A 263-nucleotide genomic window follows, 5' to 3' on the forward strand; every position below is an offset into this window, starting at 1 on the left:
GCGCGAGCTGTAGATCACCAGCGTCGCGACGATCCCGATCAGCCCGCCGATCGCCATCCACCAGATGTGCCACACCAGCGCGAAACCGAGCACCAGGCTGAAGATCGCGATCACCAGGCCCGCGCAGGTATTCGACGGCATGTGGATGTCGCGGATCGCTGCCGGGTTCGGCCGGGCGTCGCCGCGCGCCTTCATGTCGGCATACGCGTCGAGCGTGCGCACCTGCGGAAGCACCGCGAAGTTGTAGTCGGCCGGCGGCGACG

1 pseudogene is annotated in these 263 nt (G+C 68.1%); it reads right to left on the reverse strand.

Going from position 1 to position 263, the window contains the following annotated elements:
• Positions 1 to 263, reverse strand: a pseudogene (locus SB816_RS32575) (cytochrome o ubiquinol oxidase subunit I); the annotation flags it as partial.

Source organism: Achromobacter sp. SIMBA_011 (genome assembly GCF_046535435.1).
Lineage (GTDB): Bacteria > Pseudomonadota > Gammaproteobacteria > Burkholderiales > Burkholderiaceae_B > Achromobacter > Achromobacter dolens.